18 protein-coding genes are annotated in these 23,532 nt (G+C 67.0%); 8 read left to right on the top strand and 10 right to left on the bottom strand.

Features of this window, described 5'->3' with window-relative positions; translation table 11 throughout:
• On the top strand, positions 1-589 hold a 589-nt coding region (locus L6Q67_RS05000; RefSeq protein ID WP_296566190.1), incomplete at its 5' end, for an IS3 family transposase.
• A gap of 42 nt (positions 590-631) precedes the next feature.
• Here L6Q67_RS05000 and L6Q67_RS04995 read toward each other — a convergent pair.
• Together L6Q67_RS04995 and L6Q67_RS04990 are read right to left on the bottom strand one after the other, a co-directional pair.
• Positions 632-1,147, bottom strand: a complete 516-nt coding sequence (locus L6Q67_RS04995; protein ID WP_296566187.1) for a UPF0149 family protein — start codon at positions 1,145-1,147, stop codon at positions 632-634.
• Positions 1,144-6,306 (bottom strand): RecQ family ATP-dependent DNA helicase, encoded by a 5,163-nt coding sequence (locus L6Q67_RS04990; RefSeq protein ID WP_296566184.1) that lies wholly within the window; start codon positions 6,304-6,306, stop codon positions 1,144-1,146. Before L6Q67_RS04990 ends, L6Q67_RS04995 begins: the two co-directional genes overlap by 4 nt.
• A 192-nt stretch (positions 6,307-6,498) precedes the next feature.
• On the opposite strand from L6Q67_RS04990, the gene L6Q67_RS04985 reads away from it, so the two are divergent.
• Positions 6,499-7,317 carry an alpha/beta hydrolase gene (locus L6Q67_RS04985; RefSeq protein ID WP_296566182.1) on the top strand — a complete coding sequence of 273 codons (819 nt, stop codon included), beginning with the start codon at positions 6,499-6,501 and terminating at the stop codon, positions 7,315-7,317.
• A gap of 60 nt (positions 7,318-7,377) precedes the next feature.
• Here L6Q67_RS04985 and L6Q67_RS04980 read toward each other — a convergent pair whose 3' ends face one another.
• Genes L6Q67_RS04980 through L6Q67_RS04970 form a run of 3 tightly spaced genes read right to left on the bottom strand, consistent with a single transcriptional unit; the run spans position 7,378 to position 10,952 of the window.
• Entirely contained in the window at positions 7,378-7,578 is a 201-nt protein-coding gene (locus L6Q67_RS04980) for a hypothetical protein (protein WP_296566179.1), read from the bottom strand.
• On the bottom strand, positions 7,575-8,729 hold the full coding sequence (locus L6Q67_RS04975; protein ID WP_296566177.1) for a PepSY domain-containing protein: 1,155 nt from the start codon (positions 8,727-8,729) through the stop codon (positions 7,575-7,577). Before L6Q67_RS04975 ends, L6Q67_RS04980 begins: the two co-directional genes overlap by 4 nt.
• Positions 8,730-8,747: 18 nt before the next feature.
• Positions 8,748-10,952 carry a TonB-dependent receptor gene (locus tag L6Q67_RS04970; protein WP_296566174.1) on the bottom strand — a complete coding sequence of 735 codons (2,205 nt, stop codon included), beginning with the start codon at positions 10,950-10,952 and terminating at the stop codon, positions 8,748-8,750.
• 241 nt (positions 10,953-11,193) lie between these two features.
• Between L6Q67_RS04970 and L6Q67_RS04965 the strand changes: the two genes are divergently transcribed.
• On the top strand, positions 11,194-13,332 hold the full coding sequence (locus L6Q67_RS04965) for a TonB-dependent receptor (protein WP_296566171.1): 2,139 nt from the start codon (positions 11,194-11,196) through the stop codon (positions 13,330-13,332).
• Between the two features lie 106 nt (positions 13,333-13,438).
• On the opposite strand, the gene L6Q67_RS04960 is transcribed toward L6Q67_RS04965, so the two are convergent.
• From L6Q67_RS04960 to cydP, 5 genes are all read right to left on the bottom strand, one after another.
• Positions 13,439-14,428 (bottom strand): hypothetical protein, encoded by a 990-nt coding sequence (locus L6Q67_RS04960; protein WP_296566169.1) that lies wholly within the window; start codon positions 14,426-14,428, stop codon positions 13,439-13,441.
• A gap of 128 nt (positions 14,429-14,556) precedes the next feature.
• Positions 14,557-14,646, bottom strand: coding sequence for a cytochrome bd-I oxidase subunit CydX (gene cydX, locus L6Q67_RS04955; RefSeq protein WP_296412484.1), 90 nt, complete (start codon positions 14,644-14,646; stop codon positions 14,557-14,559).
• 18 nt (positions 14,647-14,664) lie between these two features.
• Positions 14,665-15,801, bottom strand: coding sequence for a cytochrome d ubiquinol oxidase subunit II (cydB, locus tag L6Q67_RS04950; protein ID WP_296566167.1), 1,137 nt, complete (start codon positions 15,799-15,801; stop codon positions 14,665-14,667).
• A gap of 9 nt (positions 15,802-15,810) precedes the next feature.
• Positions 15,811-17,346 (bottom strand): cytochrome ubiquinol oxidase subunit I, encoded by a 1,536-nt coding sequence (locus L6Q67_RS04945; RefSeq protein WP_296566164.1) that lies wholly within the window; start codon positions 17,344-17,346, stop codon positions 15,811-15,813.
• On the bottom strand, positions 17,343-17,564 hold the full coding sequence (cydP, locus tag L6Q67_RS04940) for a cytochrome oxidase putative small subunit CydP (RefSeq protein WP_296566161.1): 222 nt from the start codon (positions 17,562-17,564) through the stop codon (positions 17,343-17,345). Before cydP ends, L6Q67_RS04945 begins: the two co-directional genes overlap by 4 nt.
• A 320-nt stretch (positions 17,565-17,884) precedes the next feature.
• Here cydP and L6Q67_RS04935 point away from each other — a divergent pair, with 320 nt between their 5' ends.
• The 5 genes from L6Q67_RS04935 (at position 17,885) to L6Q67_RS04915 (ending at position 23,532) form a co-directional block, all read left to right on the top strand.
• Positions 17,885-19,147: a hypothetical protein gene (locus tag L6Q67_RS04935; RefSeq protein WP_296566159.1), complete on the top strand. Its 1,263-nt coding sequence runs from the start codon at positions 17,885-17,887 to the stop codon at positions 19,145-19,147.
• Positions 19,138-19,704: a response regulator gene (locus L6Q67_RS04930; protein WP_296566157.1), complete on the top strand. Its 567-nt coding sequence runs from the start codon at positions 19,138-19,140 to the stop codon at positions 19,702-19,704. Before L6Q67_RS04935 ends, L6Q67_RS04930 begins: the two co-directional genes overlap by 10 nt.
• Positions 19,705-19,714: 10 nt before the next feature.
• The gene (locus L6Q67_RS04925) at positions 19,715-20,584 is read left to right on the top strand and encodes a DJ-1/PfpI family protein (RefSeq protein ID WP_296566154.1); all 870 of its coding nucleotides are present in this window, start codon (positions 19,715-19,717) and stop codon (positions 20,582-20,584) included.
• Between the two features lie 111 nt (positions 20,585-20,695).
• Positions 20,696-22,333 (top strand): MbnP family copper-binding protein, encoded by a 1,638-nt coding sequence (locus L6Q67_RS04920; protein WP_296566151.1) that lies wholly within the window; start codon positions 20,696-20,698, stop codon positions 22,331-22,333.
• Positions 22,334-22,356: 23 nt separating this feature from the next.
• Positions 22,357-23,532 carry a methanobactin export MATE transporter MbnM gene (locus L6Q67_RS04915; protein ID WP_296566146.1) on the top strand — a complete coding sequence of 392 codons (1,176 nt, stop codon included), beginning with the start codon at positions 22,357-22,359 and terminating at the stop codon, positions 23,530-23,532.

Here is a 23,532-nt window from a genome sequence, read left to right as displayed (position 1 = left end):
GCGGGTGTTCCAGATCCGTGGCTGGCAGGTCCGGAAGCGCCCGGTCGGCTTCCGGCCGAGGATTGAGGCGCGGCGCTCAAGGGCATCCCAGCCCAACGAACGCTGGGCGACAGATCTGTGCCGTGTCTGGGCGGGACGAGACGGCTGGACCACGCTGGCGCTGGTGATTGACTGCTTCAGCCGGGAGTTGCTGGGCTGGCATGTCTCTCGGAGCGGCAAGTCCCGCACCGCTGAAAGTGCGCTGGAGCAGGCCCTGATCGCGCGCTTCGGTACGCTGGGGCGTGTGAAGGAGCCCTTCCTGCTGCGCTCGGACAACGGCCTGGTGTTCACCAGCCGCAGTTACACGGCGCTGGTCAAAAGCTATGGCCTGAAGCAGGAGTTCATCACGCCCTACACCCCGCAGCAGAATGGGATGGTGGAGCGGGTGATCCGGACGTTGAAGGAGCAATGCATCCACCGCCACCGCTTTGAAACCCTGCAGCACGCCAGTCGTGTCATTGGCGACTGGATCCAGTTCTACAACCACCAGCGGCCCCATCAGGCGCTGGATATGAAAACGCCGGCTGAGGCATTCGCTTTAGCAGCGTGACCTGTGCAGGATTTGGTGGGTCAATACACGGATTCCGGCCGATCACCCGTTGCGCCGGGTGAAGAAACTGGCCGAATCCCACACCTTGGGCAGCCAGCGGCTGGGCAGCACGGTCTCCGGCCCCAGGGCCAGGGCGTGCAGAAAGCCGTCAAGCATATCCAGCGTCATACCCTCGTCGGTGTCCTGGTCCAGCAAGAAGCTATCGAGCGCGTCCAGCTCCTCGTCCGATAGCGGCGCCAGAATGTCAGGCGTGGCGCCGGGCGCACGCGGGCGCGCCGCCTGCGTCAGCCCGCGCTCGGCCTCGTCCGCCTCCCGCTGTGCGGTGGTCACGAAATGGTGGATGCCCTCTTCCTCAATGGCCAGAAAAGCCGCCGCCAGCGCGGCGGTGTCGGTCTCGAACTGCTCATCCCACACGGTGGATGTGCCCCGCTCATCCACGACTTCGAGAATCCAGAGGCTGCCCGCGCTACGGTAAATCTCGATTTGCAGCGTGTGGCCGTCGGCGCTGCAGGTCTGCGTCAGCGGTGAGTGGATGAGTTGGATGCCGTCGTCGATCATCGGGTGTCGCCTTCGTTGTTCAGGTGCGTGTGTTCGATCTCCGGCAGCACCAGCTCCCATCGGCGGCAATGCAAGCCGGCCTCCCCTTCCCGGGCGTGGCGCACCAGGATGGCGGCGACGCGCACGGCGAGAATATCCCCCGCGGGCGGCGCGAAGGACTTGGCGAGGCGGGTGACGACCAACCCGGCCGCGTCGGCCAGCTCCCACCCTTGCCTGCCGTCGGCGCGGGCTTGCAGGCGCAGGGGGCTGCCCACGTCCAGGGCCGCCAGTGCCCGATGCACGGGCGCCGAGGGCGCGAAACGCCCAGGCCAGGAAAGCACGATGTGCCCGGGGTCGGCCAGCCACACCCGGGTGTCGAGACGCATGGTGTCCGGCGGGGATTCGGGGCGGACACGCAAGCTCAGCCCATCCGCATCACGGCTGAAGGGATGCGCGCCGCCCACGGCCTCGCACAGGCACAGGCTGCGGCGGGCCCGGGTCATCGCCACATAGAAGAGGCGCCGCTCGTCGTCACTGCGCCCCTGCCAGCCACCGCCATCCAGCACCAGGACATGCTCGAATTCCAGCCCCTTGGCCCGGTGCGCCGTCATCAGCACCAGGGGCGCGTTCGGGCGCATGCCGGCCGGGGCACGCCCTCCGGCGCCAAACTCGTAAAGGGCGTCGATGAGATCACCCACCACACGCTCGCAGCCCGGCGCCGCGGATTGGGCATCGACGATGAACTGGGCCAGGGCCGCCTTGGAAGGGTGATCGATGGCGCCATCCAGCGCCAGGCCATGGCGACGCCGGAACCACCGCCCCAGGGTGCCCGCACGCAGCACCACCCGCCGTCGCGACGCCCGGCGCCGGGCACCGCGCAGCAAGTCCAGCAGGTCGTGCCCCTGCCGGGTGAGATGCAGGCTCGTGGCGCTCCCGTCCCGCAACAGCTGGACGGGGATCTGCTGCTGCCGGCACAGGGCGGCCATGGGTTCCAGGTCCTCCCAGCGGCGGGCGATGACGGCAAAGCCGCCCCACGAGGCCGCACCCCGGGCGCTGTCCAGGGCGTGCAGGCGCTGCAGCTCGGCCAGGGCAATGCGTACTTCCCGGTGCAGATCCCGCGGCACTTCGAGTATCTGCACCCGGCCGGCGGCCAGCGGGTCCACCGCCGCCTGGGCACCGCCGTCCGGCTGGACGCGGCGGCCGTAATCAACACGGATCTCCTGCCCGGCCTTCATGCGCTCCCGGGCCGGGGTGATGATCCGGTTGGCGCAGTGGATGATGTGGGCGGTGGAGCGATAGTTCTCCACCAGCGAGAAGCGCCTGGCCTGGTAGTCGTGTTCGAACTGGCGGATGAAGCGCACGTTGGCGCCATCGAAGGCGTAGATGTTCTGGTCGTCATCCCCCACCACCATCAGGGACAGGCGATCTTCCTCGGTCTGGATCGTGCGCCCGGCCAGGGCGCTGATCAGGGCGTAGTGGTCTGCATTGATGTCCTGATATTCATCCACCAGCAAAAAACGCAGTCCGGCCAGCAGCCGGTCGCGAACAATCGAGGGGCCCACGCCATCACCCTGCTCGGCCGCCCGCAGGCGTTCGGTGGCCTGGCGGATCACCAGGCCAAAATCCACTGTTTCCCCCCGCTCGACGGCCACGGCGTAGCTGGTGCCGGTGAGGCGCATGGCCAGGCCGTGCAGGGTCTGCACCGCCACCCCGGCCGCATCGGCCCCCACCAGCGCCCACAGACGGCGGCGGATCTCGACCGCCGCCGAGCGGTTGTAGGCCAGCACCATGATCTCCTCGGGCAGCACCATGCACTCGCGCAGCAGCCAGGCCACCCGGTGCACGATGACCCGCGTCTTGCCGGCACCGGGGCCGGCCAGCACCAGGTAGTTGCCCTCCTGGGGCGCCGCAACGATGCCCTGCTGGTCCGGGTTGGCCAGGTCGGTGAGTATCCTGCGGTGGGCTGCCTCAGTGGTGGCCATCTCGAGCACGTCCTTGCGGCCGGCAAAATGACGCCGGACAAAGGCAGCCCGGTCGAGGCTGAAGTAATCGACGATGAAGGCCATCGCCGCCTGCACCTTCAGGACGGCCAGCTTGGCGTACTCGGCCATCACATGCACCTGCACGACCTTGTCTTTGTAGTGCAGGGCCAGCTCGGCGTAGTCCGACTTGCGGAACTGACGCCGCCGCGCCTCGGGGTTGAGCTCGATATTCATGGCGGCCCGGAACACCGCCTTGCCCCGGGCCAGGTGGACCACCTCGTTGGTGTCCAGGTAGAGCAAGGCCGAGGACAGCGCCAGGCTCCAGTCCTTCACGCCCAGCCCGGCCAGGGTCAGGTCGGCCTGCAGGCCGGCCTCCAGCTCACCCTGTTTGCAGGTCACCAGCAGCGTGTTGCCCTGGCGGCGGGTCAGGAAGAGCTTGAGCAGTACCTGGGCCAGGGCCATGCGACGGAGGCGGATCGTGTCGATCTCCTGCCAGCTGCGCAGCAGCTTGATGTGGCGGCTGTCCAGGCCGGCCGGGCGCAGGGCAAAGAAGCCGCGCTGCCCCTCGCCGTCGCCAAAAGGCTCGGCAAAGGACTTGAGCAAGCGGGTCAGCCGCTCCGGGTTGAAGTCCACCCGGGTGTCGCGGCGCAGGGTGTCGCACAGGCGCCGCATGTCCAGGATCTGCCAGCCATCGTCGGCGGCATCGGGCGCCAGCTCCCGCAGGATCGCCAGCAGCGCGTCCTCGATGCGCGCCAGCTCGTCGATGCGCTGGGCGCTGTCCGGATCCCGGTACAGGGTGATGCCGATCTCGGTATCGTTGGAGAGCAACCTCCACGTGTCGAGCTCCCGCAGCATGGCCTGGAGGCGGCGGGAATCGCTGCCCGTGGCCAGCATCAGGTCGTCGGTGGACAAGCCCTCGTCATCGGCGGCCTGCATCAGGATGGACAGGATCTGCAGATAGGGGGCGATGTCGGCCCCGGCGCCCAGCTTCTGACGCAGGCGCGCCGTGGCCTCATCCATGCTGGCCACCATCAGGCTGCCCGGGAAGACCCGGGTGTGGTTCTCGTGGCGCTCCAGCAGGCGGGCCTCCTCAAGCCAGGCCACGGCGATGCGCACCTTGGTGTCGGCGTCATTGGCGTCCGGGTCGAGGCGGTGGGACTCCGGCACCTCCAGCAGGATCTCCCCGCTGGTCACCACCACCTCGCCCTCGCTGCGGTCCTTGCGCTCGATGGTGCGCAGGGCCTTGAGAATGGAAAGGATGTCGTGCTGGGTGAGACGCGAGTTCTTGAGCAGGCGGAACTGCACGTCCAGGTCGGCATCGTCGTAGAGCAGGATGCAGCGCGCCGGCGCCTGGTCGCGCCCCGCCCGCCCGGCCTCCTGCAGGTAGTTCTCCAGCGAGCCGGGGGTGTCCAGGTGAATCACCAGCCGCACATCGGGCTTGTCCACGCCCATGCCAAAGGCGTTGGTGGCGGCAATCACCCGCAGGCTGCCGGCCAGGAAGGCCTCCTGCACCCGGCGCTTTTCGGCCGGCAGCATGCCGCCGTGAAAGTAGCCGCACTCCAGGCCCCCCTCCTTCAGAAAACGGGCGAGCTCCTCGACGGTCTTCTGGCGGGCGCAGAAGACGATGGCGCCCCCTTCCTCCTGCTGGGCCTCCTGGAGCAACCGAAGCACGTCCGCAAACTTGGCCTGGACCGGCACCCGCCGCACCTCGTAGCTCAGGTTGTCGCGGCCGACGCCCCCTTCGAGGCGGGCCAGCCGCAGGCCCAGGCGCTTGTCGAAGTGATCGCAGATGTCGTCCACCACATCCGGCTTGGCGGTGGCCGTAAAGCAGAACACCGGCGAGGGCGCCTCACCCTGGCGCCGCCGGATGAAACGCGACACGTACAGATAATCGGGCCGGAAGTCATGCCCCCACTTGGACAGGCAGTGGGCCTCGTCGAACACCCATGCCCCCACCTCCCGGTGGGCCAGGGCAGTGGCAAAGGCGGTGCTGCGAAACTGCTCCGGCGCCACGAAGATCAGGCCCAGATCGCCCAGGCGCAGCTTGTCCAGCATGGCCCGCCGCTCAAGGGGGTTGAGCAGGCTGTTGAGATAGCCGGCACAGGTGACGCCACGCGCCTCCAGGTTGTCCACCTGGTCCTTCATCAACGACTGCAGGGGCGAGATGACCACCGTGAGGCTGCCCTTGCGGTAGTAGCGGGCCAGGGCCGGCAGCTGGAAGCACAGGGACTTTCCACCGCCCGTCGGCAGGATGGCCAGCGTCGGGATGCCGGCAAAGCCGTTGTCGACCATCGCCTGCTGCAACGAGCGCCCATCCGGCGTGGTGGGCGTGCTGCGAAAGCGCGTGATGCCGGGAAAGAAGCGCGGCAGCAAGGCCTCCACGTCATGCTGCTCACGGCACCAGACGCAGGCCGGATCCCTGCAGGGCTGATCACGCAGGGCCGCGATTGCCTCCCGGGTCCGCGGAAAACTGGCCCCCACCCAGGGCGGCAGCACCGAGTTGCCCCCCGCCACCCGCAGCCACGCCAGGGTGTAGGCCAGGGGCTTGTGCCAGGCCGGGTCGGGCAGCCACTCGGCCAGCAGCCTGGCCTGCGCCGTGAGGCACACCTTGCCCGCGGTCGCCCGCTGCCAGGCCTCGACCACCTCACCCAGGGCCGGCCGCAAGGCCCGGCGCAGACTGACAAAGAAGTTCGCCACGCCCTTGCCCGGCTCGGGAGAGAGCAGGAAGTGCAGGCACAAGGCCTCATCCGGATGCGCCGCCACCCGCTGCTGCAAGGCCGCGCTCTGGTCGAGGAACAGTGCATAGGCCAGCTCCGCATCCCGCACCGGATCATTGCGGGTGGTGGTGCACAGCTTGTAGTCCTTGACCAGGCGGTGATAGGGGTTTTGCGGAAAAGCCACCGGCGACAGCTCGAGGGTATCCACCAGGGGCAGGCGATGCAGGGCGAGGCTGGGGTAAAGCCGCGCCAGCGCCGGCTGATCAAAGGCCACCACGTTGTGGCCCAGGACAAAGGCGGCGTCTTCCGTCAGGGCATCGAGGCGCTGCACCAGGTCGGGGGCCTTGCCCGAAATGCGCAGCCGGGCGTCCAGGTCGGGGCGGAACACGCCAAGCTCGCGCAGGGCAGTCTGATCCTGGCGAGCGGTTTCGATATCAAGGCAGAGACACCGGGCGCGGGGTGCTTCAGCGCGCTCCGCCATGCACCACCGCATTGGGCTTGTTTGTCATGCGCGGAATTGTAATGGCATCGACGGGGCTTGCAGCATGTGAGCCAGAATGGGCACGCCGGCCCATGGCTGCGCCTCGACCGGACAACCGCACAAAGCCACGGCAAGTTGACGTGCACGTTAACCTTGGCTAACAATCGACCCACCGCCCACCGAGTCAAACCCATGTCCGATAAAAAACCTGGCACAGCCCCATTCACCGAGGTCTGGATCGCGCATCCCGAAGGCCGCCTGTTCGGCCGGGTGTGGACGCCCGACACGGCCGCCGGCAGCACCCTGCCGGAGGCGCCCATCGTGATGCTCCACGACTCCCTGGGGAGCGTGGAGCTATGGCGCGACTTTCCGGCCGCGCTGAGCGCCGCCACGGGGCGCAAGGTGGTGGCCTATGATCGGCTCGGCTTTGGCCAGTCGAGCCCGCGCCAGGGCACCCTGCCCCTCGACTTCATCGCCGCGGAAGCCCGCCACGACTTCGCCCTGGTCCGCGAGCAGCTGGGCATCGGGCGCTTCATCGCCTTTGGCCACAGCGTGGGGGGTGGCATGGCCGTCAATTGCGCAGCCGAGTTTGCCGCGGACTGCGAAGCACTGATCACCATCGCCGCCCAGGCCTTTACCGAAGACCGGACCCTGGAAGGCATCCGCGTCGCCAAGGAACAGTTCAAGGACGTCCGGCAGGTGGAGCGGCTCGAGAAATACCACGGCGACAAGGCACGCTGGGTGCTCGACGCCTGGACCGAAACCTGGCTCAGCCCGGCCTTCGCCAGCTGGTCCCTGGCGCCCGTGCTGCCCCGCGTGAGCTGCCCGCTCCTCGCCATCCACGGGCTTCACGACGAATACGGCTCGACCCGCCACCCCGAACTCATCGGCGAACTCAGCAGATCGAGCCGGGTTCAGGTGGAGATCATGGCGGATTGCCGGCACATGCCGCACCGCGAACAGCCCGAGGCGGTGATCGAGCTGGTGAAGGGGTTTCTGGAGCGGGGTTGAGGAGACGGAGGCCGGCCAAGGCCCAGCCCCTCAAGCGGGGCTCCCGCTCAATTGCCCCCATCACCTTCTGGGCGGCATCCCCGGTGCAAAGCGCAGGCACACCGCAGTGACCAGGCCTAGTGTGAGCCAGGCCAGCACATCCCCCCAGCCATCGTCCGCCAGCCCGACGAGCAGGCCCACGAGGCTGAGCACACCGAGCACGATGGGCCAGCGCCAAAGAGATAGGGATTGGGATGCCGGACGGCGGGCGGTGCGCCTCATCGGGCGGCCTCCGCCACGGCGGTGCCGCTTCCCGGGGCCTCCAGCCGGGCAGCGCGCAGCTTGCGCCGGGCCAGCCACAGGTAGAGGCCGCTGCCCAGCACGATGATGCTGGCGATATCCAGCAGCGCCCAGATGATCTGCAGCGGCAGCCCGCCGTAGTCCCCGAAGTGCAGGGGCTGGGAGAGCTTGAGGATGTAGAAGTACCAGGGCATCTCGCGGCTGTCGGTCACCTTGCCGGTCACCGCGTCCACCAGCACGGGCTTGAGGATGCGCTGGGTGAGAGGCGAATCACCGCGCATGAAGATGGCGTAGTGATGGGGGCTGGTAAATGAGGTGCCGGGAAAGGCGATGAACTTGATCGCCATGCCGGGCTCCTGGGCCAGGGCGGCGCGCACGGCGGTGTCGAGGGAGCCGAGCTTTTCGGGGCGCGGCAGGGCCTGGTAGGCGGACACCATTTCGGCCAGCTGGTTGTTCTTCCAGTGGTCCACCAGCAGGTCGGCCCAGGTGTTGATGACTCCGGTGGCGCCCACCACGGTGAGCCACACCAGGGTGACGATGCCCTGGACGTTGTGCATGTCGAGCCATTTGATGCGGGGGCCGCGCTCGCTGCGCACTTCGCCAAAGCGCAGCTTGCGCATGAAAGGCGCGTAGAGCACGGTGCCCGACACCAGGGACAGCACCAGCAGCATGCCCATGAAACCCAGAAAGAGCATGCCCGGCAGGCCGGCAAAGAGGTCGGTGTGGAGCTTGAACATCACGTGCATGAAGCCCTTGTCCAGAGGGGGCTCGTTGAGCACTTCGCCGCTGCGGGCGTCCACCGCCGCCTGCTTGAAATGGGTGCCCCGCCCGAGCCCGTCGGCCAACGACACGTACCACACCCGGTCGTCGTCCACCTCCTGGGAGGCGAACTTGACCACCTTGCCGGGGAAGCGCGCCTGAGCCTGCTCAAGCACATGGTCCATGCTCACCCGGGGCGCATTTGCCGCCATCTCGGGTGGCTCGACGATGTTGCCCAGCCAGTGGCCGATCTCGTGATGAAAGATCAGCGGCAGGCCGGTGATGCACAGGAGCAGCATGAAGGCCGTGCACACCAGGCTGCTCCAGGTGTGGATCCAGCTCCAGCGGCGCAGGGCACGGGTGGACGAGAACATGGACAGGCTCCGGCGGCGTCAGAAGTCCACCGAGGCGCTCAGCGCCAGGGTGCGCGGGCCGCTGGCCACCAGGTAGCCCGAACCGGGGTAGCCGCCCACCGAGGCCCAGTAGTTCTTGTCCATCAGGTTGTCGATGCGGGCACGCAGGGTGACCGGGGTGCTGGAGACTTCCATGAGGTAGCGGGCGCCCACGTCCAGGCGGGTCCAGGCGTCCACTTTGAGGCTGTTGGTGGCGTTGGCGTAGGTGGCGCCGGTGTGCACCACGCGGCCATCCAGGGCCAGCCCGCGCACGCCCGGCACATCCCACTCCAGGCCCAGGTTGGCCTGCTGGCGCGGCACGCCGATGACGCGCTTGCCGTCGGTGGTGGCCGAGCCGGTCTGCTGCTGCTCGGCGTCGAGCAGGGTCAGGCCGCCCAGCACGCGCAGGCCCCGGGTGGCCTCGCCGAACACGGTGAACTCCAGCCCCTGGTGCCGGTCCTTGCCCTCGGCCACATAGCGAGCATCGCTGGTCAGCACGGCGCGCGGCCGCTCGGTGGAGAACAGCGCCAGGCCCATGCCCAGGCGCCCGGCGTCGAACTTCACGCCCACCTCTTTCTGGCGCGAGACGTAGGGCGACAGCATGTCACCGGCGTTGCGCACGGCCGTCCCCCCCGAGGAGGTCGGCGCGGTATCGCCCTGCACCAGCCCCTCGATGTAGTTGGCGTACACCGACACCCGGCGGTCGAGCTTGTACACCGCCCCCAGGATCGGGCTGGCACGGCTGTCGTCGTAGGCCTTCCCGGCGACGCCGGTGTTGTAGGCGTAGCTGCGGGCGTAGATCTGCTGATGACGCAGGCCGGCGGTGACGAGCAGACGGTCGTCGAGCAGCGACAGGGTATCGCCGATGGCGTAGCTCACCAGGCGGGTCACGCCGTTGAGGGCCGGCGAGGCCAGCCGGTTGCCATACAGGGTGTTGGCGCTGAAGGCCGGCAGGGCGTAGCTGCTGGGCGTGTACAGATTGGTGGCCAGGGTGTTGCGCCAGTCCATGGCGTAGGCGTTCTTCTTCTCCAGCTCGAAGTAGCTGCCGGAGAGCACCCACTCATGCCCCACCGAGCCCGTGCGCAGCTTGCCCCGCAGGCCGATCTCGCCGGTGTTCACCTTGTCTTCCCGGGTGTTGTCGAAGCGGTAGGTGCTGCCCGCCCCGGTGCTGCCGTTGCTGACGGTGAGGTTGGCCAGGGCATTGGCCTCGTCGCTGCGGCGCAGGCCGTAGGCGGCATAGGCGGTGAGGTCGGCCGACAGGTCAATCTCGCCGCGCAGGGTGCCAAACAGGTCGCGCTCGTTCGAGAAGGACCAGGGCTGGGCGAAGTTGGCCGAGGCATCGGGCGCCCGGGGCACGCTGGTGACCGCCGATGACAGGGTCACGTTGGGGCGGGTCTGCTTGAGCTGGTTGTCCTGCCAGCCCAGGTCGGCGGACAGGCGCACGTCACGGCTGCGCCAGTCGACGCCCAGGGACACCAGGCTGAGCTTGGACTTCTCGTCGGCGATGGCCGTCTCGCCGTCCCGGTGGGCCACATTGACGCGCACACCGAGGCGGTCATCCGGCCCGAAGCGGCGGGCCACATCGGCCGCCAGGCTGGCCTGGCCCCGGCCGCTGATCCCGGTGGTGAAGCGGGTCAGCGGCTCGTTGGGCGCGCGCTTGGGCAGCAGGTTGATGGCACCGCCCAGGCCGCCGTTGCCCGGCGTCACGCCATTGAGAAAGGTGGACGCGCCGCGCAGCAGCTCCACCCGCTCGAACAGCTCGGTGGCGATGTACTGGCGCGGCAGCAGGCTGTACAGGCCGTTGTAGGCCACGTCGTCCGAGCCCAGGATGAAGCCGCGGATGAAGTAGGACTCCTGGAAATTGCCGAAACCCCGGGCCATGCGCACGCCGGGGTCGTTCTGCAGCACCTCGCCGACGCTGCGGGCCTGACGGTCCTGGATCAGATCGTTGGTGTAGCTGGTCACCGAGAACGGCGTCTCCATGTTGTCCCGCTGGCCCAGCACCCCGACCCGCCCGCCCCGGGCCACCTGCCCGCCCGGATAGGCCGGCTGCAGGCCCTGGGCCGACGCGTCGGCGCTGGCCTGCACCTTGACCGGCGCGAGGGTCAGGGCGTCGTCCTCGGGGCTGCCCTGGGCCAGGGCCGGGCCGGCGGCCAGCAGGAGGATGGCCAGGTGGATGGGGTGGGGCTGGAAGGATCGGGACATGGTGCGGAAGGCTCCGGGACGAGGTCAGGCGGACGAAAGGATGCGAATATAAATGATACCGATTCTCATTTCAAACCCTGATTGCACCCTGCAACTCCCCTGCCCCAGCCGCGACACTATGTCGCAATGACGTTCAGGATCACGCTGCCACACTCCGCCCCGCAGCTTCAAACATGGGAGGGCGGCCGTGCATGGCGCCTGCCGGACATCCACCACAACACAAAAAAAGCAGGACTCTTGCATGAAACACCATCGATTCAAGCCGGCTTCGATTGCCCTTGCAGTTCTGGGAGCCCTGGGCGCCCAGGCAGCGCATGCCGAGGAAGCCAAAGAGCTGTCGACGATCTCCGTCAGCGGCGAGCGGGACAGGAGCGCCATCCCGCTGGACCTGCCGGCCAGCACCGGATCACGTCTGGGTACGACCCTGCGGGAGATCCCCGCCAGCGTCGACGTCATCAGCCAGGAGACCATGCAGGAGCGGGGCGATCGCACCATGGTCGATGCGGTGGGCAAGATCACCGGCATGACCGGCGGACGGGTGGGCGGATCACACGTGGGTTTCTCCGCGCGGGGCTTCATCGAAAACGGCGTCACCTGGCTCTACAACGGCGTGCGGGTACCGGGCAGCTCCAACTTTTCGTCCCGGGTGCTCGACACCGCCAACTACGACCGCATCGAGGTGCTGCGCGGGCCGGCCTCGGTGCTCAACGGCGAGGGCGGCACCGGGGCGACCATCAACCTGATCTCCCGCGCGCCCAGCTTCAGCGCCCAGCCCTTCGAGCTGGACTACGCCTTTTCGAGCTACAACAGCCACCGGCTGCATGCCGGCACGGGCGGCGCGATCAAGGACGATGTCGTGGCCTATCGGGCCGACATCAGCACCAACCACTACGGCAGCAACGTCCATGGCGAACGGACCGGACTCGACCGCTTCACCGGGTCGCTGCTGTTCAAGCTGAGCAGCACCCTCAAGCTGACCCTGGAGCTCGACCGGCTGCACGACGACGTGGAGGATCTGTACTACGGCACCCCGCTGGTCAATGGCCGGATCAGCCGATCCCTGCGGCGCATCAACTACAACAACCTGAGCGACAACAAATACAAGTCCGACACCACCTGGCTCCGGGCCAATCTCGAATGGCAGGTGACGCCGGATGTGGAAGTGCGCAACCAGGCCTACTACTACGACTCCTTCCGCGACTGGCGCGACGTGGATGACTTCACCTACATCGCTGGCGCCACGCCGACCGTGAGGCGCAACACTTGGGCCGACCTGGATCACGATCACCAGCTGGTCGGCAACCGTCTCGATGCCCTGTTCAAGGGCAAGCTCGGCGGCATGGACAACCGCTTCGTGGTGGGCACCGACATCAACCGGACGGATTTCAAGACCCGGCGAAACGGCTTTCCGGCAGGAACCGAAGCCCCCGTCGACGCCTACAATCCGCCGAGCGTCAGCCTGAGCAGCGGCACCAACGTTTTCAAGTCCCTGGCCCGGGACGTGTCCATCGAACAGTGGTCGGTGTTTGCCGAAGACCAGCTGTCCCTCACGTCCAAGCTCAAGCTGGTGGGCGGCGCGCGGCACGACAACTTCAAGACCGACTGGATCTACTTTGACCAGGCCGGCGCCCCGAAGGAATCCAAGGCACACAGTTTCAACTCCTGGCGCGCGGGGGTCGTCTATGACCTCAGCCCGGACACCACCGTGTATGTCTCCTACGCCACCGCGGTGGAGCCCGGCGGCTCCCTGGTGGTCCTGAACCGCAACCAGAGCCAGCTCGACCTGACCACCGCCAAGCAGTTCGAGATCGGCTTGAAACAGGGCATCTGGGGCGGCAAGGGTGAATGGACGGCGGCGGCCTACGACATCCAGAAACGCAATGTCTTCGTGCCCGACCCGGCCCGCCCGACCAACCGGCTGGCGGTCGGTGAGCAGTCGTCCCGGGGCCTCGAGCTGAGCCTGGGCCTGCGCCCCACTCGCCAGTGGCAGGTGGACGGCAACATCACCTACGTCCATGCCCGCTACGACGACTACTCGGCGGGCAACCCGCCGGTGTCCTTCAATGGCAACCAGCCGCGCCTGGTACCGCGCTGGCTGGCCAACCTGGGTGTCCAGTACAGGCCGATCAACGCGTTGACCCTCGGCGCCTGGGCAAGACACGTGGACAAGGCCTACATCAACGACGCCAACACCCTGCAACTGCCGTCCTACACCACCCTGGACCTGTCGGCCGACTACCGATACAGCAAGACCACCGATGTGGGCTTGCGCATCCGCAACGCCACCGACGCGCTGTATGCCGAATCGGCCTACGGCAACACCCAGGCACTGATCGCCAACCCGCGCACTTACGAGCTGTCGCTGCGGATGAGGTTCTAGACTGTGCCAGATCGGCCGAAGATGCAAAACGGGCTCCAGTTACGGAGCCCGTTTTGCATCTTCGGCGCAGGATCGCCGCAGCGCCCCGCCCAGCCTCACACGCCAATCATGGCAGGATCAGCACCTGGCCTTCGCGCACGTCACGGCGCATCTCGCGGCCTTCGACGCTGTAGGTCACCCACAGGCGCTTGACCTGGTCACGGGCCGGGTCGTTGCCGGCCAGGTCGTTATTCACCCGCTCGGTCAGGCGGTTCAGGATGACCCGCTGGCTGAGGCGATGGGTGATGTCGATGCGCTTGTTGTTGGTGCCGTACTCGGCACGCAGGATCTTCAGCCCATCCGGGTCGCGATCACGGTTGTTGTCGTTGTAGGACGGGCGCGAGCCGCCCCAGCCGCCATTCCAGCCACCATTGCCCCAGCTGCCGCCGGACCAGCCGGCAAACTGGGCGCCATCCACCCAGCTACCCTCGGTGTATTCAAAGGTGCGCTGGCCCCGGGGGCCCTCGGCGTAGATGCGCAGCACCTTCACGCGGCCCTTGTCGGGGTCGACGCCAAAGGTCTTGTTGCTCAGTCGAAAACGCTCGTCCCGGCCGGCCAGCTCGCGCAGGCGGCGGGTCACATCCACATTGCGTTCGGCGGTGCCGTACTGGGCCTGGAGGATGCGGTACTCGCCCTCGTTCCGGTCCCGGTAGCCCGGCCGGTCGCCCCAGCCCGCGCCGTTATCGTCGTTACCGCCCCAGTTGCCGCTGCTCCAGCCCTGGAACTGGGCACCGTCCACCCAGCTGCCCTCGGTGTACTCGAAGGTACGGTTGCGCCCGGACGGGCTCACCGCCTCGATGCGCAGGGTCTTGACGCGGCCCTTGTCCGGATCGGTGCCGAACACGCCGTTACCCAGGCGGAAGCGCTCGTCCCGCTGGGCCAGCTCCTTGAGGCGTGAAGTCACATCGATATGCCGGTCGGGCGTGCCATACAGGGCCTTGATGATGCGGTACTCGCCTTCGCCCCACTCGGCGGAGGCCGGGCCGGCAAACCCAGCCATCAGGATGAAGAGCGAACAAAGGAAGAACCAATACCTGCTGAACCATAATTTGGGCATGACTACCTCTCTGGATGGCTAAAATTCCGCAGGCAGTATATCCACTCCGCGTGGCTTCAATACTCGCTTCGATTGAGATCGCATCCGCTGCGGGGAGCGAGCCCCCGGCCCGCCCTCCCGCCGTGTCATCACTCCTCCTGCGCCTCCAGCCATAGGGCGTTGACCAACGCCAGCAGAACAGCGAACCCCAAGCCCAGCACCCAGGTGAAATACCACATGATGATTTCCTTTGATTGTCAGTAGAGTTGCTTGTCATTGGCCGCGATGTAGTCGCGGGTGATCTTTCCGGCCATCACCCGGTAGGCCCAGCTGGTGTAGGCCACAACGATGGGGGTGAAGATCAGGGCGACCCACAGCATCACCGTCAGGGTGAGCTGGCTGGAGGTGGCGTCCCAGGCCGTGAGGCTGACGTCCGGATGGGTGGACGAAGGCAGCACGAAGGGGAACAGGGCCACGCCCGCGGTCAGGATCACGCTTACGCAGGCCACCGAGGACGCCACGAAGGACAGCAGCGTCCATCCGCTGCCGATGCTGGCCAGCACCACCCCCACACCGGCGTAGGCCAGCACAGGGATGATCCACAGCTGCGGGAAGTTGTTGAAGTTGGCAAACCAGCCCCCCGGCGCCCGGCCCACCTCCTTCATCAGCGGGGTCAGCACGCCGCGCACATCGGGGATGGACTCCAGCACATAGCCCTCCATCCGCGCCACCCACATGCCCGCCAGCGAAAAACTCACCAACAGCACGACACCGCATACCCGGGCAGCCAGGATGGTGCGCCGCTGCAGCGGCCCCTCGACCCGATGGGAGAGAAAGGTGGCCCCCTGCAGGGTGAGCAGGGAGAGGCTCACCACACCGCAGAGCAGGGCAAAGGGATTGAGCAGCGCCCAGAAGGAGCCTGAATAGGTGGAGCGCATGCTGTCGTCCAGATCGAAGGGCACGCCCTGGAAGAGGTTGCCGAAGGCCACCCCGAACACCAGGGCCGGCACGGCACTGCCGGCGAACAGGCCCCAGTCCCAGCCCTTCCGCCAGGCCGGGTTGGGCAGTTTCGAGCGGTACTCGAAGCCCACTGGCCGGAAGAACAGCGCAAACAGCACCAACAGCAAGGCCCAGTAAAGGCCGGAGAAGGCGGTGGCATACACCAGGGGCCAGGCCGCGAAGACGGCACCGCCAGCGGTGATGAACCACACCTGGTTGCCATCCCAGTGGGGCGCGACGCTGTTGATCATCACCCGGCGGTCGGTATCGTCCTTGCCCAGAAAGGGCAGCAGCGTGCCCACGCCCATGTCGTGGCCATCCATGATGGCAAAACCGATGAGCAGCACGCCCACCAGCAGCCACCAGATCAGTTTCAGGGTTGCATAATCAAACATGATGGATCCTCAGGCAGTCTTGGCGTGCAGGACGGAGGGGCCGAGACGGGCGTACTTGAACATCAGGTACATCTCCGCCACGAGCAGCAGCGAATAGAAACCGACGAAGCCGGCGATGGAGCCCCACAGGCTCTCCACCGACAGGCTGGAAGCCGAGAGGTGAGTAGGCAGCACACCGAACACCGTCCACGGCTGACGACCGTATTCCGCAACGAACCAGCCGGCCTCGATGGCGACCCACGGCATGGGGATGGAATAAAGCGCCCATTTGAGCAGCCAGGGCTTGTTCTGGAACGTGCCCTTCACGCTGTGCCAGAAGGCCACCACCATCAGGGCCAGCATGGCCATGCCCAGACCGACCATCACCCGGAAGCTCCAGAACAGGGGAGCGATGCGCGGCACCGAATCCATGGCGGCCTTGTGGATGATCTCCGGCGTGGCCTGACGGGGGTCCTGCACGTACTTCTTCACCAGCAGGCCGTAGCCCAGATCCTTCTCGTGGGCCTTGAAGGCAGCCCGCGCCGCCTCGTCCTGCGGGTTCTTGCGCATACCCTCAAGGGCGATCACCGCCTGGATGCCCGACTCGATGCGCTGACGGTTGTTCTCGCGGATCTCCTTGATGCCAGGGACGACTTCAGTTGTCGAACGGGTGGCGATCAGCCCCAGCACATAGGGAATGCGCAGCTCGAAGTCATTGGCCTGGCGGGCCTCGTTGGGAATGGCGATCAGATTGAAGCCCGCGGGTGCCGGCTCGGTCTCCCACATGGCTTCGATGGCTGCCAGCTTGGAGCGCTGGGCCTCGCCCACCGAGTAACCCGATTCGTCACCGAGCACAATCACCGACGCCGTGCCGGCCAGGCCGAAGGCCGCGGCGATGCGGAAGGAGCGACGGGCGAACTCCACGTGCTGCCCCTTGAGCAGATACCAGGACGAGATGCCGAGCACGAACAGGGAGCCGGTCACATAGCCGGCCGACACCGTATGCACGAATTTGGACTGGGCCACCGGGTTGAAGACCAGCGCGGCGAAGTCGGTCAGCTCCATGCGCATGGTCACCGGGTTGAAGGCCGACCCCACCGGATCCTGCATCCAGCCGTTGGCGATCAGGATCAGCACCGCCGACAGGTTGGTGCCCAGGGCCATCAGGGTGGTGACGGTGAGGTGGCCGGCCTTGGACAGACGATTCCAGCCAAAGAAGAACAGACCGACCATGGTCGATTCAAGGAAGAAGGCCATCAGCCCTTCGATGGCCAGGGGCGCCCCGAAGATGTCACCCACGTAATGGGAGTAATAGGCCCAGTTGGTGCCGAACTGGAACTCCATGGTGATGCCGGTGGTGACGCCCAGTGCAAAGTTGATGCCGTAGAGTTTGCCCCAGAAGCGGGTCATGTCCTTGTAGATCTCCTTGCCGCTCATCACGTAGGCGGCCTCCATGATCACCAGCAGCCAGGACAGGCCAAGGGTCAGAGGAACGAACAGGAAGTGGTAGAGCGCAGTGGCGGCGAACTGCAGCCGCGACAGATCGACGACGGTTTCGTTGATCATGGTTTCTCCGGATGTGGATGGGATGACGGCGGTGTCACATCGCCCGCTGGCACGGAAGGCCCCGACAGGCGATCGGCAATCCGCTGCGCGGCCTCGGCCTTGTCCATGGGCTCACTGAAGAAGGCGAACTTCAGGCAGGCCACCAGAAGCAGCTTGACCGCGATGGTGAGGGTGACGTCCCGGGCCAGCCGGCTGGACGGAAACGGCAAGGACTTCATCTCGGGAAACTCCCGCAGGGATAGCGTAAAGGGTGCCGGGAGGCCCTGGCGGAGCGCTCCCGGCGGGAGGACTGTCCGGGCCCTGGAGCGTCGGACGGGGCGGATTCTGGACAAGGGGATGGGCGCACAGAAGTGACCCATGGTCGCGCGACGGATCGCCGCGCAGGCTCCGCACCAGGTGCGACGATCGGTCACTTTCCCGCCACCGGGAGGCCGCCTAGGATTCGTCGCAGCTCTCCGGAAACAGATGAGCCACCTCATTTTCGAGCCCTTACCCCAGGGCTCTTTTTTTGTCTCCCCGCCTGGAGGACCGATCGCCGATGCGCGAGGCGCCCCTTCCCCTTCCTGATCCCTTGCCCACCATTTCCCTGCGGCGCCTGATCGGCCTGCGCTGGTTCTCGGTGATCTCCATGATCCTGGCGGCCATCGCCGGGCAATGGCTGGCCGGCGAAGCCCTGTTCATCGCCCCCCTTCTCGCCGTGGCCGCCGTCATGGCCAGCGTGAACGTCTGCCTGCACCTGGCCCTGCTGCTCGACCCCAAGGGTCTGGTGCGCCTGTCCCTGTTCGCGCCCCTGGTCCAGCTGGGCTTCGACCTCATCGGCTGGGGCGCCTTCGTGTATTACTCCGGCGGCGCCGGCAACCCGCTGATCTCCGTCTTCCTGCCCCTGGCCGCCGTCGGCGCCATGATCCTGCCGGCCTGGCACGCCTGGTTCTTCGGCTTCGCCTCGGTGGCCACCTATTCCTTCCTGTGGTTCCGCTACGTCCCCCTGGACGTACCCGACCCCCAGGTGGCCGAGCAACTGAACCGCCTCGGCATGTGGACCGTATTCGTGGTCTCGGCCATCGTGGTGGTGTGGTTCGTGTCGCGCATGATGCAGGCCGTGCGCCACCGGGACATGGCCCTCTCGACTGCACGGGAAGCCGCCATGCGCAACCGCTGGCTGGTGTTCCTGGGCACCCTCGCCGCCGGCACCGCCCACCAGATGAGCACGCCGCTGGGCACCCTGCAGATCCTCATCGACGGGCTGCTGCACGAGCACCGCGGTAACGAGAACCTGCGTGCCGACCTCGAATTGATGCAGGCTCAGGTGGCCACCTGCAAGGGCAGCCTCACCGAACTCACCGCCAGGGCTGGACAAGGGCGCAGCGAGACCCGCCAGACCATGCCCTTCGACCAGTGGGCACGAGGACTGGTGGCCGCCTGGCAGAGCACCCACCCGACCATCGATGTGAGCCTGGATCTGGATGCCCACCTGGCGCAGACCCGCCTCCGCCCCGACTCCGGGCTGGAAACCGCCATCCAGAGCCTCCTGGAAGGCCTGCATGAAACGGCCGGGGCCGGGCTCGTCATCCGCGCCCACACCGAGACCGAACAGGTCATCGTGGAACTGGAGGAAGCCGGCAGTGACCACCCCCGCCAAGCCGCCGACCGTACCGGGGCCAAAGCCGACCCCGAGATCCGCGATGAGGTGGCCCGCACCGCCATCGAGCTGCTTGGCGGGGATCTACTCATCCGCGGCAATCCCGACCGACCCATGACGGTCGCCATCCACCTGCCCAGGGCTGCCCTGCTATGGAGCTAAGCACCGCCGTTCCGGCCCATGGGTCGCTGCTGCTGGTGGAGGACGACGAGGCTTTTGCGCGGGTACTGTCGCGCGCGCTCCAGCAACATGGCTTCAGCGTTAACGTCGCCAGCGCCGCTGACGACGCCCTGGCGCTGGCGCTGAGGGTCGGGCCCGCCTACGTCCTGCTGGACCTCAACCTGGGAGGGCAGTCCGGCCTCAAGCTGATCGGGCCCATCCTTGAGGCGGCCCCCGATGCCCGGCTCGTCGTCCTGACCGGCTACGCCAGCATCGCCACTGCGGTGAACGCCGTGAAACTCGGCGCCGTCGAGTACCTCACCAAACCCGCCCGCATCGGCATGATCGTCGCGTCCCTGCTCGGCACCACGGCAAGCACCGGCCAGGACGAGGCACCGGAAGAGTGGATGACCGTGCAGGGCCTCGAATGGGAGTACATCCAGCGCGCCCTCGCCGAGAACGGCGGCAACATCACCGCCACGGCACGAGCCCTGAAGATGCACCGGCGCACCCTGCAGCGCAAGCTCGGCAAGAGACGCCCCCAGGCCCAGGAACCCTGAAAGGAAGCCCATGGATCGTCGCGACTTCACCAGACTCGCCGCCCTCTCCATCCTGGCCCGGGTGCTGGCCGGGGCGGCACCTTCCCACGCCGCGGCGCCCGTAACGGCCGAAACCGCCGAACGCCATCACCAGGAAGCCATGCTGCGTTACGCCGAGCTCACCGGCGGCCCCAAGCTGAGCATCGGCATGCTCGTCTATCCGGGCATGTTCCTGCAGGACCTGGTGGGGCCCTTGAGCATGTTCGAAGCGCTGATGAACCGGGACATCCACCTGCTGTGGAAGAACCTGGACCCGGTGGGCAACGATGGCTCAGGCGGCCCCGCCCTGATTCCGGTCAAACCCACCACCACTTTCAGCCAATGCCCCACACAGCTCGACGTGCTGTTTGTGCCAGGGGGCGTTCCAGGCAGCTTCACGATGATGGAAGACAGCACCGTGCTGGATTTCCTGGCCCGGGCCGCACCGAACGCACGCTTCGTCACCAGTGTATGCACCGGCTCGCTGATTCTCGGCGCAGCCGGCCTCCTCGACGGCTACCGGGCCACCTCCCACTGGGCCACCCGCGATGTCCTCGCCGAACTCGGGGCGATTCCCACGCCCGGCCGCATCGTCACCGACCGCAACCGCATCACCGGCGGCGGGGTCACGGCGGGGCTGGACTTCGGCCTCGCCCTCGTCGCCCAGCTGCGCAACCGCAGCTATGCGGAGGCCATCCAGCTCTACCTGGAATACGACCCCGACCCGGGCTTCAACGCCGGCTCCCCCGAGAAAGCGCCCCCCATCGTCACCGCATTCCTGAATGACATGTTTGCTGGCATGCGCGAAGCCGCCTTCGCCACGGCCAGACGGGCGCGAAAGCGAGCATCCCGCGATTTCTGAGACCCATGGCGACGCCTCCGAACCACTCATGCGACACCATGCCACATTGATGGAGGCGCGGTCCGCCCCGAAAATCCGCCGTCATTCTTCTGACCAGCCCAAGGATCCTCCATGCCCAAGCACGCCTCCCTGTTTGCCCTGACTGTCCTCGCATCCGCCCTCCTCGCAGCCTGTGGCGGCGGCGGTGGCGGTGGCTCCAGCAAGTCATCCCTGTCCGGCACAGTTGCCGATGGCTACCTGAAAGGTGCGACGGTGTGCCTGGACATCAACACCAATGGCGCCTGCGACAGCAACGAACCGAGCACCACCACCACCGACGGTGGCAAGTACACCCTGAGTGATCTCACCGCCGGCGACGAAAACAAGTACCCGGTCCTGGTCCTGGTTCCGGCCACCGCCGTGGACAGCGACAACCCGACCGGCACCGTCGGCAAGCCTTACTTCCTGTCCGCTCCCGCCGGCAAGGGCGGCTTCGTGAGCCCCCTCACCACCCTGGTCCAGCAGAAGGTCGCTGCCGGTGCGACGGTGGACAGCGCAGAGAGCGCGGTCAAGAACCTCCTCGGCATCACCGACACCACGGTCAGCCTGTTCAGCGACTACATCGCCGGCAAGGGCAGCGCCACCCAGGCCGATGCCACCGCCGCCGGTCGCCATGCCCGCGCCCATGAAGCCGCCAAGGTGGTGGCCAGGTCCCTGCAGTCCGGCTATGACGGCCTGAAGTCCGACAGCAACGCCAAGGCCGTGCAGAAGGTCCTGCTGGCCCAGGCGGAAGACGCCCTCACGGTGCAGAAGGCCACCTCGGCCGACACCGCCAACCCCACCTTCACCACCGCCGGCGTTGTCGCCGCCGACAGCCCCAACACGCTCAAGAAGATTGTTGCCTTCGAAAAGGGCAGCACCGCCGCCGCCACCCAGGCGGTCAGCATCGAGTTCGGCGTCACCGCCGGTGGCCAGGCGGTCTCCTGCGGCGTTCCCCTGACCGGTCTGGGCACCAAGGCCACCGCCGGCCAGGTGAAGGATCTGCGCTTCTACGTCACCAACGTGCTGCTCATCGATGCCCAGGGCAATACGGTTCCCGTGACCCTCGACGCCAATGCCAACCAGGCCCGTGACGTGGCCCTGATCGACTTCGAAGACGCCACCGGCAAGTGCCCCACCAGCACCGGCACCGCCGCCACCTACACCACCCTCACCGGCAAGGTCCCCCCGGGCACCTACGTGGGCGCCACCTTCAGTGTGGGCGTTCCGGTCAAGTCTGCCGATGCCGACAAGGTCTCCCTGAACCACAGCAACACCACGGCCACCACCACCCCCGAGATCCTGACCAGCTCGGCGATGGCCTGGTCCTGGCAGGCTGGCCGCAAGTTCATGAAGATCGAGTACGTGCCCGACACCCCGATCGCTCGCCCGGACGGCACCACCACGACCACCTGGAACGTGCACCTGGGCTCCACCGGCTGCAAGGGCGACCCCACCAAGGGCGTCGTGACCGCCTGTACCAACCCCAACCGCATGGACTTCTCCTTCGCGGCCTTCAACCCCAGCACTCAGAAGATCGTCCTCGACCTGGCCGAGCTGTTCAAGAACTCCGACCTGAGCTACGAAGGCGGCGGCGCGGCGGGCTGCATGTCCGGCACCACCGATCCGGAATGCCCGGGCACCTTCCAGGCCCTGCAGATCGACCTGCCCACCGGCCTGCCCATCAACGGCGGTGCCACCCAGAAGGTCTTTGCCGTGAAGGCGAAGTAAGCCGACCGGAAAGATATCCCACGATGAAGAACAGCCCCTTCCCCGGGGCGTTCACCGCCGCCACGCTTGCCAGCTTCGTGCTGATGAGCTGTGGCGGCGGTGGCACGTCCACCACCGACAACAGCCAGGCCGTCAATACCGACGCCTCCTGGAGCTGGAACCTCCCGGTCAACTTCGCCACCCCGGCGGTGCCGGCGGACAACCCCATGTCCGAAGAGAAGTTCCAGCTCGGCCGCTACCTCTTCCACGATACCCGCCTCTCCGGCAACGGCACCCAGTCCTGCGCGTCCTGCCACCTGCAGAGCCTGGCCTTCACCGACGGCAAGGCGGTGGCCACCGGCTCCACCGGCGAGCACACTGCCCGCAGTGCCATGCCCATCGCCAACGTGGCCTATCACCCCACCTTCAACTGGGCCAACTCCGCCACCACCACCCTCGAGCAGCAGATGGAGACCCCGCTGTTCGCCACCAGCCCGGTGGAGCTGGGCATCAATGACAGCAACCGGGCCGCCGTGCTCAAGCGCTTCCAGGACGACAGCGACTACGTGGCGCGCTTCGGCCGCGCCTTTCCCGGCGAAACCAGCCCGATCAACTTCACCAACATCATCAAGGCCATCGCCACCTTCGAACGGGGCATGCTGTCGGGCGACGCCAAGTACGACCGCTACCAGAAGGGCCAGGCCACCCTCACCGCCAGCGAGGAGCGCGGCCGCAACCTGTTCTTCACCGAGAAGGCCGAGTGCTTCCACTGCCACGGCAGCTTCAACTTCAACGACCAGCTGAAGCACGCCGGCTCACGCAGCGTCGAGACCCCCTTCCACAACACCGGCCTCTACAACATCGACGGCAAGGGTGGCTTCCCGGCCCCCAACCGGGGCATCTTCGAGCTCACCGGCAAGGCCGAGGACATGGGCGCCTTCCGGGCCCAGAGCCTGCGCAATGTGGCGGTCACCGCCCCCTACATGCACGACGGCAGCATCGCCACCCTGGAAGAGGTGCTCGACTTCTATGCCGCCGGCGGGCGCCACATCACCTCGGGGCCCCTGGCCGGGGACGGGCGCAACAACCCGTACAAGAGCGACCTGATCAGCCGCATCGATCTCGATGCCCAGGAGAAGGCCGACCTGATCGCCTTCCTCAAGACCCTCACCGACGAGAACCTGCTCACCAGCAGCCGCTTCTCCAACCCCTTCAAGTAG

Origin of the sequence: Zoogloea sp. (assembly GCF_023150065.1) — a bacterium.
Lineage (GTDB): Bacteria > Pseudomonadota > Gammaproteobacteria > Burkholderiales > Rhodocyclaceae > Zoogloea.
Note: the sequence above shows the minus strand (reverse complement) of the source record. Positions and strands in the feature narration are given on the sequence as shown.

Excerpts from the sequence above, each read along its gene's own strand:
- L6Q67_RS04990 (WP_296566184.1), bottom strand. The coding sequence starts at position 6,306 with ATGGCGGAGCGCGCTGAAGCACCCCGCGCCCGGTGTCTCTGCCTTGAT.
- L6Q67_RS04975 (WP_296566177.1), bottom strand. The coding sequence starts at position 8,729 with ATGTTCTCGTCCACCCGTGCCCTGCGCCGCTGGAGCTGGATCCACACC.
- L6Q67_RS04925 (WP_296566154.1), top strand. The coding sequence starts at position 19,715 with ATGGATCGTCGCGACTTCACCAGACTCGCCGCCCTCTCCATCCTGGCC.
- L6Q67_RS04930 (WP_296566157.1), top strand. The coding sequence starts at position 19,138 with ATGGAGCTAAGCACCGCCGTTCCGGCCCATGGGTCGCTGCTGCTGGTG.
- L6Q67_RS04960 (WP_296566169.1), bottom strand. The coding sequence starts at position 14,428 with ATGCCCAAATTATGGTTCAGCAGGTATTGGTTCTTCCTTTGTTCGCTC.
- cydB (WP_296566167.1), bottom strand. The coding sequence starts at position 15,801 with ATGTTTGATTATGCAACCCTGAAACTGATCTGGTGGCTGCTGGTGGGC.
- L6Q67_RS04995 (WP_296566187.1), bottom strand. The coding sequence starts at position 1,147 with ATGATCGACGACGGCATCCAACTCATCCACTCACCGCTGACGCAGACC.
- L6Q67_RS04935 (WP_296566159.1), top strand. The coding sequence starts at position 17,885 with ATGCGCGAGGCGCCCCTTCCCCTTCCTGATCCCTTGCCCACCATTTCC.
- L6Q67_RS04945 (WP_296566164.1), bottom strand. The coding sequence starts at position 17,346 with ATGATCAACGAAACCGTCGTCGATCTGTCGCGGCTGCAGTTCGCCGCC.
- cydP (WP_296566161.1), bottom strand. The coding sequence starts at position 17,564 with ATGAAGTCCTTGCCGTTTCCGTCCAGCCGGCTGGCCCGGGACGTCACC.
- L6Q67_RS04965 (WP_296566171.1), top strand. The coding sequence starts at position 11,194 with ATGAAACACCATCGATTCAAGCCGGCTTCGATTGCCCTTGCAGTTCTG.
- cydX (WP_296412484.1), bottom strand. The coding sequence starts at position 14,646 with ATGTGGTATTTCACCTGGGTGCTGGGCTTGGGGTTCGCTGTTCTGCTG.
- L6Q67_RS04980 (WP_296566179.1), bottom strand. The coding sequence starts at position 7,578 with ATGAGGCGCACCGCCCGCCGTCCGGCATCCCAATCCCTATCTCTTTGG.
- L6Q67_RS04920 (WP_296566151.1), top strand. The coding sequence starts at position 20,696 with ATGCCCAAGCACGCCTCCCTGTTTGCCCTGACTGTCCTCGCATCCGCC.
- L6Q67_RS04970 (WP_296566174.1), bottom strand. The coding sequence starts at position 10,952 with ATGTCCCGATCCTTCCAGCCCCACCCCATCCACCTGGCCATCCTCCTG.
- L6Q67_RS04985 (WP_296566182.1), top strand. The coding sequence starts at position 6,499 with ATGTCCGATAAAAAACCTGGCACAGCCCCATTCACCGAGGTCTGGATC.
- L6Q67_RS04915 (WP_296566146.1), top strand. The coding sequence starts at position 22,357 with ATGAAGAACAGCCCCTTCCCCGGGGCGTTCACCGCCGCCACGCTTGCC.